Origin of the sequence: Mesorhizobium sp. M4B.F.Ca.ET.017.02.2.1, assembly GCF_003998955.1 — a bacterium.
In the GTDB taxonomy this organism is placed as follows: Bacteria; Pseudomonadota; Alphaproteobacteria; order Rhizobiales; family Rhizobiaceae; genus Mesorhizobium; species Mesorhizobium abyssinicae.
Genome location: NZ_RZOF01000309.1, coordinates 1 through 7,489 on the forward strand (window position 1 = coordinate 1; position 7,489 = coordinate 7,489).

Below are 7,489 nucleotides of genomic sequence, written 5' to 3' on the forward strand. Positions count from 1 at the left end.
CGGACTGCTCGTGAGCCGTGGCCACATAGCCCTTAACGGCTTGGACATCGAGCGAGGCCGGATCGATGTTGAGGCCGGCGCCAGGCTGAACGATATTCGCGACAATCAGTCCGACAACGAGTGCAAGCGTCGAGAAGGTGAGGAAATAAACCATCGCCTTGGCGGCAACTCGGCCGACCTTCTGCAGATCGCTCATGCCGGCAATGCCGGTCGCAATTGTCAGGAAGATGACAGGTGCGATAATCATCTTGACGACTTTGATGAAGGCATCGCCGAGCGGCTTCAGGCTCTGGCCGGTTTCCGGATAGAGATAGCCAATTGCGGCACCCAGGACTATGGCGGCAAGCACCTGCACGTAGGTCCGGGCAAAATGGCGCTTGCGGGGCGCTGCGATCGCGCGGGGGACTTTTGGAACCAACACCGTTTCTCTCTCCCTGACCGGATCGGGGTGGGGGCTCCTCCTTCTCCCATGCTGCGCTCCGGTCGAGCGCTGCTGTCATCTCGGAGCAAGCGCCGTGCCAACTGGAGGCCTGTCCCGTCCAGCGAGATTGGTGCGGGTTGCGCACTGGAACCCTCCACCTTTGCCGGAATTTGCACTCAAGGCTCGCCAAAGATCGCGTGAAGAAGTGCTTCGCCAGAGAGGGAATTGACCAGGTCGCCTTGCGGCCGTGCCTTTGATGTTCGCCGCAGATCGAATGCCGGCCGATATCTGTCGTCTTGGTGACTTTGGTTGGTCAGTTTTGCGACGGAATGCGCGCAAACTGTAGGATATCCTACACGCCCATCAGAGCACGCGGGACAAGCGATTAAGCGTAGGAGCGCATCGAATCTCCGAGGTCAAAAAATCTTGAATAAGGTCCGCGTGCGAAGTGAATCCGCAACTCGTCAAAGTTCTCCACCGTTTGATCCAGCGGTCGCGTTTCCTGGCGCTGCAGGATGGCGTTATCTGATGGCTCAAGCGCTGGAACGCCCAGGAAATCCCAAACCGCTCCCAAGCATTGGGCAGGTTCATGAAGAAGGCTCTCGTATTCCATTACAAGCAGGTTGGTCGACGTGAAGGAGTCCATAACGCGAGCGTGAAAATCGTCGGCGGCTTTGAAATAAGCCTCACAGTCAGCGATTGACAACCTGACGCTCGGTGGCCGAGCGGTATCGTTGTCCGAGCTGAACTTCAGCCACTGACCGCTTTCCCTGGCCTGCACAAAGGAACGGAGCGATTCCAATACGTTTCGGCGAACAACGAGGATGACCTTGAGTGCTGGCCAACGAGCTAATTCCGCAAAGAATGCTGGACGCTCGCGAAACTGAGGTTCATTGATCTTGCAGCCAAGATGCGTCACATTCTTGTAGTCGCGCATAGGGCAGCGCACATAGGCAAGCTCAAGAAGCTCGCGATCCGTGCCTAGCAGGCGATCCGTGCTGGGCCAATTGGGATCATATTCGTTTAGCAACTCACCGTTACTCAAAACGGTCGGATGCTCGTTTAGCAATTCTTCTAAATAGTGTGTTCCGGTCCTTGGCATAGCAAGGATCACAAAAGGCTCAGGAGTTGGTTCGTTGTGGGTCATTGCATGTGTATCCAACTAAATAATGGCCGCGACGGTCTGGGGACGCGCACAAGAAGCTTGGCTGCTATCGCTTGAACGCTCCGGGTGGGTCCGCGCCTCACCACCCAGCCTGTACTCCGAGGTGTGGTCGCGAAGATGGGCGCGTGCCTGCAGCGGCTGGGTGGCGCCCGGCTTCGGCGTTGTTGTACCACTCGCGATTCCTGGCACACGCATGCCTCCGGGCCGCTGTGGGCAGTTTGCAATCCGGCATTGCGGACCTCCTTCTCGTTGATGGGCGTAGGTAAGCGTCAACGCATTAGTCGTCGATGAAACAGTCCAGCCGACACAAAAAAAGGCAATACAGCGAACATGCAAAGTGCGCCTATATGCAGCCCTACATTGTCGCCCAGGCGGCCGAGCATCACCGGACGGATTAGATCGATAGAATTCGCCAGCGGCGAGAAGGCCGCAATCTGCTGAAACACTCCTGGCAATTGGCCGACTGGAAAAACCGCGCCCGAAAGGAACAGCATAGGTGTGATGACAAGCGTCTGATAGAAAATAAAATAGTGATAACTGGGCGCGAGCGCGATGACGAGCATGGCCAGGCTCGCAAAGGCGAACCCGGTGAGAGCGATGACCGGCAGCACGTAGAGAACCGACGTCCACGCGGCATAACCTAGCGCGGCGGCAACAATCGCAATTGTCGTACCGGCCAGAAAGGCCTTTGTGGCTGCCCAGGTCAATTCACCGAGAACGATGTCGCCGAGGGTAAGTTGTGTGTGCAAGATTGCTTCCCAAGTGCCCTGATCGCGCATTCGACCGAAAACCGCGTAAATTGTTTCGAAGGTCGATGCTGTCATCGCGCTTGTCGCAACCATGCCGGCTGCCAGAAAAGCGATGTAGGATGCACCTTCGATGCGGCCTACCAACAGTCCAAGGCCAGTGCCGAGCCCGAAAAGGTAAATCATCGGATCAGCAAGGGTGCCGAGCATTGAAGCAAATGCCACCTTCTTCCATGCCAAATGATTGCGGCGCCACACCGCGATCCAGTTCCAGGCGTTGGCGGGTAGAGCGGCCGCAAGACGTTCACCCATTGCTCACTTCTCCATCTCACGTCCGGTTAGCCGCAAGAAAACGTCCTCCAGACTGGGTGGACGCTCCAGAATACGCAGACCCGCTCGACCGCGAAGCTGGATGCGCACATCCTCCGGATCAGGCGCATAGCAAAAGAGCGTCTCGCCGCTTACCTCGATACGCTGAACGTACGGCCTGATCAGCGAAATCAGCTCCTGTGGATTGCCGCCGAAGATCTCGATCACGTTGCACCCAATGTACTCGTCGATCAGCGCATGAGGACTGCCCTCGGCGATCTTGCGTCCCCGCTCGAGAACACACAGCCGATCACAAAGCCGCTCAGCCTCTTCCATGAAATGGGTGGTCAAAATGATCGTTTTTCCGCTCGCCAGCAGGAAACGAAGTCGCTCCCAGATCAGATGGCGGGCATGCGGGTCGAGGCCGGTCGTGGGCTCATCCATCACAAGCAACTGGGGGTCGTTGATCAGAGCACGTGCCAGCGTCAGGCGCCGCTTCATCCCGCCGGATAGCAGGCCGACACGTGAATCCGCCTTGCTCTCAAGGCGAGCGAACTCGAGGAGCCGTGGGATGACGGCGTTGATCTCTCTTGTTCTCATGCCGAAGTAGCGCCCGAACACCAACAGGTTCTCACGTACCGTAAATTCCAGGTCGAGATTGTCGAACTGCGGGACCACGCCTATGCCCTTGCGGGCCAAGCGGCTGCGTGCCGGCACTGGTAGACCGAGGACTGTTATATCACCCGCGTCAGGCCGGGTCATACCGAGGAGCATACGCGCAATCGTGCTCTTGCCTGCGCCGTTCGGCCCCAGCAGACCGAAGCACTCTCCCGATGCAACGGTGAAGGACAGCCCGTCCACAACGAGCTTGTTTCCGAATAATTTGGTTACGCCGGTAAGGTCGATTGCTACATTGGACATGCGTCTATCTCAAGCGGAATGAGTCCGATTGGCCACCGGCAGCTTACTTACGAATCTGGTTCAGAGCAGGCCACCGCCTTGAGATGGCACCTTTGGAAAGTCGCGGCCGGAGCGACGCGTGTATCGCTTCCGCCAAAGAATTAACGTCAAGATGCCACGTGTCGCTTCCAGATAGTTCCCGTTCTGACCATAGGTAACTCGACAAGCTTCACCACGTGTCGACTGACACAACTTACTCGGTCACCCGGCGCTGCAAGGCCGTCAGACTTCACCAGCTGTGAGCGAAAGATCTGCAGTATGAAGTGACTCCGCAATTCCAGAATTGCCCGCAGCATTTGCTCCGGCAAGCGGCGTCGCGCTTGTGATTTCCTTTGTGCTTCTGTTGGGCAGGGGAACACTTTTACGCGACAGCCAATCGCTATTGCTCAATGTACACAGGGCGTAAGCCTTCAAGGGGATCAACAGGAATATCCTGATTAACGCGTGCATTGAATAGCCGATGAATCGAAGCTGCCGAGTGCGGAAAGATAACACCGTAGATCTGATTATGGTCATGGTGACAATAGCCAGCACCGTCCACCAATTTACTGTATGTGAAAATAGTAGCTCACCGAGCGCCGTTACTACCGCGATGCCGAGCAACAATGGGCCGAGATTCTCTCCCATCACATCCAAAGTTAGATAGCGATCCAGGCCACGCAGTAGACCTCGCGCAAGCATCGTGTCCCGGAAAGTGCTCCGTGCCCAGCGGAGTTGTTGGCGCAAATAAGGTCCCATCTTGTCCGGAACGACTGTCGCCGCGACGGCACCTGGAACGTACTCGGTTCGAAAGCCTGCTTTCAGCATGAGGATCGTAAGATGACGGTCTTCACCGAAGTCGCTTGGTTTCCCCCTGAACAGCTGCGTCTCGTATTGATCCAGCAGAGAAAGGAGACAAGACCGGCGGTACATTGCACATGGGCCGCAGCAGCACATGACCGCACCAAAGCGACCTTGCGCCGCGCGCTCCTCATTGCAAGCCAGCCAGTATTCCATATCGATCAATCGGGTCAACCAAGTGTCGCTGCGGTTGTATGCCGTCAGCTGGCCCATGGCCGCTCCGACCATGGGATCCCGCATTTTTACTGCAAGCTTCGTGATCACGTCGGACGCAAGTGTCGTGTCAGAGTCGACGCTGAGCACGAAATCTCCAGATGAGCGGCGGATGGCGGCGATCTGCGCCTTGCGTTTGCCAACATTCTCGCGGAGCAGAATGAAATTGAATCTCGGGTCGCCCTCGTAGGCGTGATGTACCGGGATGACGGCATTACGATTTCCAGAACCGTCGTCAACCAGATAGACCTGAAATGTTCCGGCGTAATCTTGAATTGCGATGGAAGCTAAACACGCCGCGAGTGTGCGCGGGTCCTCATTGTAGCAGGGGATGATGACATCCACGCTCGGCCAACGGTCGGATCCGAACAAGCTTTCCGACGGCGGCGTAACATTTTCCGGTTGGGAGTAGACCGCTTGCATGCCTCTGTAAACAGTCGAGAGCACCGCATAAGACGAAACGGCAACAGTACTGGCTGTGGTGAGAAGGTCCATAGGATCTCTGTTTGTTCAGGGATGTTGAGGAAGTGATCGGATTACAAATCCGCGGCCGTGCAATTCTGGAATTAGGCGTGACAACGCTGTCACCGTCTGGTCGCGCAGACTGGCTTGATTGCCTGGTTGCAATTCGTCGGGAGCGCACCCGTCGTGCAACAGCACGATTGCGCCCGGCCGGATATCGGCGAGCACTCTGTCGACGATGGCGTCAACGCCGGGGCGAGACCAGTCGCGTGGATCAATGGACCAATGGACGGGCGCCAATGCCGCACCCGCTGATGCAGCGATTACTTCTTCGGTCCAGATGCCATACGGTGCACGAAAGTACCGAACCATGGCCTGCGGGCAAGCCATCCCTATGACTCTGTTTGCCTCAACTATCTGGCGGTCGACTTCGACGGGCCCGCATTTAGCCAGGTCCGGATGAGTCATCGTGTGGTTGGCTATACCGTGCCCGTCTGTAATAATTCGGCGAACGAGTTCCGGCTCGTCGGCCGCGTAGGCCCCAACAACGAAGAAGGTCGCCGGCACCTGATGTTGCGCCAGCACATTGAGTATCTGCGGTGTGAAAAATGAATTGGGACCGTCGTCAAACGTCAGATAGACGCTGCGCTCTGCAATGCCATCGGCATTGTCACTCTGCCCTTCGCATATGTAGTCCAGAGGCTTCATAGTTCCGGACCGTTCCGGTCGATCAGGGTACCGGACGGCCACTCGTCCATCGAGCGTCCGATCGGCGAAACCAACACGAGTACGTCTTCCAGGCGCGTGGGCGGCAGGTCGGGATGCACGTCTGGACGGGTCGACCGTACGCGAACGCCCGACACAATGTTCGCGAGGCCGGCTCTGCAGAATCTTTCGACATGGTTTCGCAGCGCGTGCCGAACCGTGCCGAAAGCGAATGGAACACCCAACTGATGGAGCACTGGGTACGCCACGCGCATCGAAAAACCGATTCCGAGCCCTTCAAGATCCGGACGAACCGCGTACAGGCCCAATTCAGCGACGATCAAGTCGACCTCGCCAACTTTGATGAAGCGCCGCAGCATGCCGATGTGAGCCGCTACCCCATGCGCGTCGTAGCCGATTGCGCGGAATTCCGGCCTCGCGCCGGCCCAACTGCGGCCGCCTTCGAATGGCTCCGCGTTGAAGGCGCCAGTCCGTCCATAGGTCTTTCGAAAAAAGTCGGAGAGTTCGACATGGTCGGCCAGTTGCAACTCATTTTCCCAGCACAACTTCCACTCGACATTCGGGCGCATGGAAGACCTCACCTTGTAGCTGTCCGGTTGAGATAAATGTCCAAGCATTGGTTAAATAATTGGCGTCGCCCCAACGGGGCGTAACTTGTGGAGACCGCCGAAAGACCAAGCCGCAATGCAGATGCGACTGACTTTGTACGCCCCGCACACCAGATGATGCTCCTCGGATCCAACGCAACCATCGGAACTACCTATCTTTCCAACTTGAAGCGCTTCTATGGGACCTGCAGCAAAAACGGTAAAATCCTTTGTTTAGATGAAAGGTATCCACGCTTTGGATAACTGGGCGAATGCGTTCCATATGGCTGGTCAATTATCGTCGTCACGCTCGAGGCACTTCTGACGAAGCGCAAAGCTCACGCCCGCGGCACGCGCGGCCGTTGCCGGGCCGCTCGATTATCTCCGTAAGAGCCCGAGCGGAGCTCAGACACGACGATTGATCAGAATCTGATTCGCGGGTTCAGTATCTTTTTCGTGTATCCAGCTCTGGGCTGTCCTTTGGCGGGAGTTAGGTTCGCCCAGGTTCTGAGCCTGGGGCGTCGGCCCGTTCGCCGCACAGGCTCCTTCGCACATCGTCGAGGCCGAGAAAGAGGTGGCCACACAGCTCCCCCTGTACTTTCCACCACCCGACACCAGAGCTCACCCAGGGCGCCGGCCTTGCTCACCTCAACGGATAGCGCACTCGCGCCGCTTCACGATTAAAAGAATTCTACAAGCAGATGCCTGTTTGATCGTGAGACGTCCGCTGCCAATTCCCGCATCGCAGAGGCAGCCAATAGCGCTCGCTTCACATAGTGGTCCGGCAAGCAGCTAGATACGACAGGTGACCTCAAATGAGGCGTCTTGCATGGCTTCTACACCTGCCTGAATGCCAGAACTGCGTTCGTGCCGCCCATGGCGAAGGCGTTGCTCATGGCGACGCGCACCTTGCGCTCGCGCGGCACATTGGGCGTGATGTCGAGGTCGCAAGCGGGATCTGGCTCGCGATAGTTGGCGGTCGGCGGCACGACGTCCTCTTGGATTGCCATCACGCAGGCGATCATTTCAAGCGCGCTCGCTGCGCCGAGGCAATGCGCGT

At 57.3% G+C, this 7,489-nt stretch carries 7 protein-coding genes and 1 pseudogene; all 8 read right to left on the bottom strand.

The genetic code is table 11. From position 1 onward, the window contains the following. Positions 1–421, bottom strand: a 421-nt coding sequence (locus tag EN738_RS27110) for a cation:dicarboxylase symporter family transporter (protein ID WP_127286377.1), incomplete at its 3' end; no start/stop codon positions are given. Positions 422–806: 385 nt separating this feature from the next. Then, complete coding sequence (locus tag EN738_RS27115) at positions 807–1,568, bottom strand: sulfotransferase (protein WP_024505871.1); 762 nt, start codon at positions 1,566–1,568, stop codon at positions 807–809. A 287-nt stretch (positions 1,569–1,855) separates the two neighbouring features. Next, complete coding sequence (locus tag EN738_RS27120) at positions 1,856–2,644, bottom strand: ABC transporter permease (protein ID WP_091600620.1); 789 nt, start codon at positions 2,642–2,644, stop codon at positions 1,856–1,858. A 3-nt stretch (positions 2,645–2,647) separates the two neighbouring features. Beyond that, positions 2,648–3,562, bottom strand: coding sequence for a nodulation factor ABC transporter ATP-binding protein NodI (nodI, locus tag EN738_RS27125; protein WP_091600619.1), 915 nt, complete (start codon positions 3,560–3,562; stop codon positions 2,648–2,650). A 261-nt stretch (positions 3,563–3,823) separates the two neighbouring features. Then, on the bottom strand, positions 3,824–5,149 hold the full coding sequence (gene nodC / locus EN738_RS27130) for a chitooligosaccharide synthase NodC (protein WP_091600618.1): 1,326 nt from the start codon (positions 5,147–5,149) through the stop codon (positions 3,824–3,826). Between the two features lie 15 nt (positions 5,150–5,164). After that, the gene (gene nodB / locus EN738_RS27135; RefSeq protein ID WP_091600617.1) at positions 5,165–5,824 is read right to left on the bottom strand and encodes a chitooligosaccharide deacetylase NodB; all 660 of its coding nucleotides are present in this window, start codon (positions 5,822–5,824) and stop codon (positions 5,165–5,167) included. After that, positions 5,821–6,411 (bottom strand): NodA family N-acyltransferase, encoded by a 591-nt coding sequence (locus tag EN738_RS27140; RefSeq protein WP_063169401.1) that lies wholly within the window; start codon positions 6,409–6,411, stop codon positions 5,821–5,823. The genes nodB and EN738_RS27140 overlap by 4 nt, the downstream gene beginning before the upstream one ends. An 854-nt stretch (positions 6,412–7,265) precedes the next feature. Then, positions 7,266–7,489, bottom strand: a pseudogene (locus tag EN738_RS27145) (beta-ACP synthase); the annotation flags it as partial.

Bases quoted from the DNA above. Each gene is read 5' to 3' on its own strand.
- nodC (WP_091600618.1), bottom strand. From the start codon at position 5,149: ATGGACCTTCTCACCACAGCCAGTACTGTTGCCGTTTCGTCTTATGCG.
- EN738_RS27140 (WP_063169401.1), bottom strand. From the start codon at position 6,411: ATGCGCCCGAATGTCGAGTGGAAGTTGTGCTGGGAAAATGAGTTGCAA.
- EN738_RS27120 (WP_091600620.1), bottom strand. From the start codon at position 2,644: ATGGGTGAACGTCTTGCGGCCGCTCTACCCGCCAACGCCTGGAACTGG.
- EN738_RS27115 (WP_024505871.1), bottom strand. From the start codon at position 1,568: ATGACCCACAACGAACCAACTCCTGAGCCTTTTGTGATCCTTGCTATG.
- nodB (WP_091600617.1), bottom strand. From the start codon at position 5,824: ATGAAGCCTCTGGACTACATATGCGAAGGGCAGAGTGACAATGCCGAT.
- nodI (WP_091600619.1), bottom strand. From the start codon at position 3,562: ATGTCCAATGTAGCAATCGACCTTACCGGCGTAACCAAATTATTCGGA.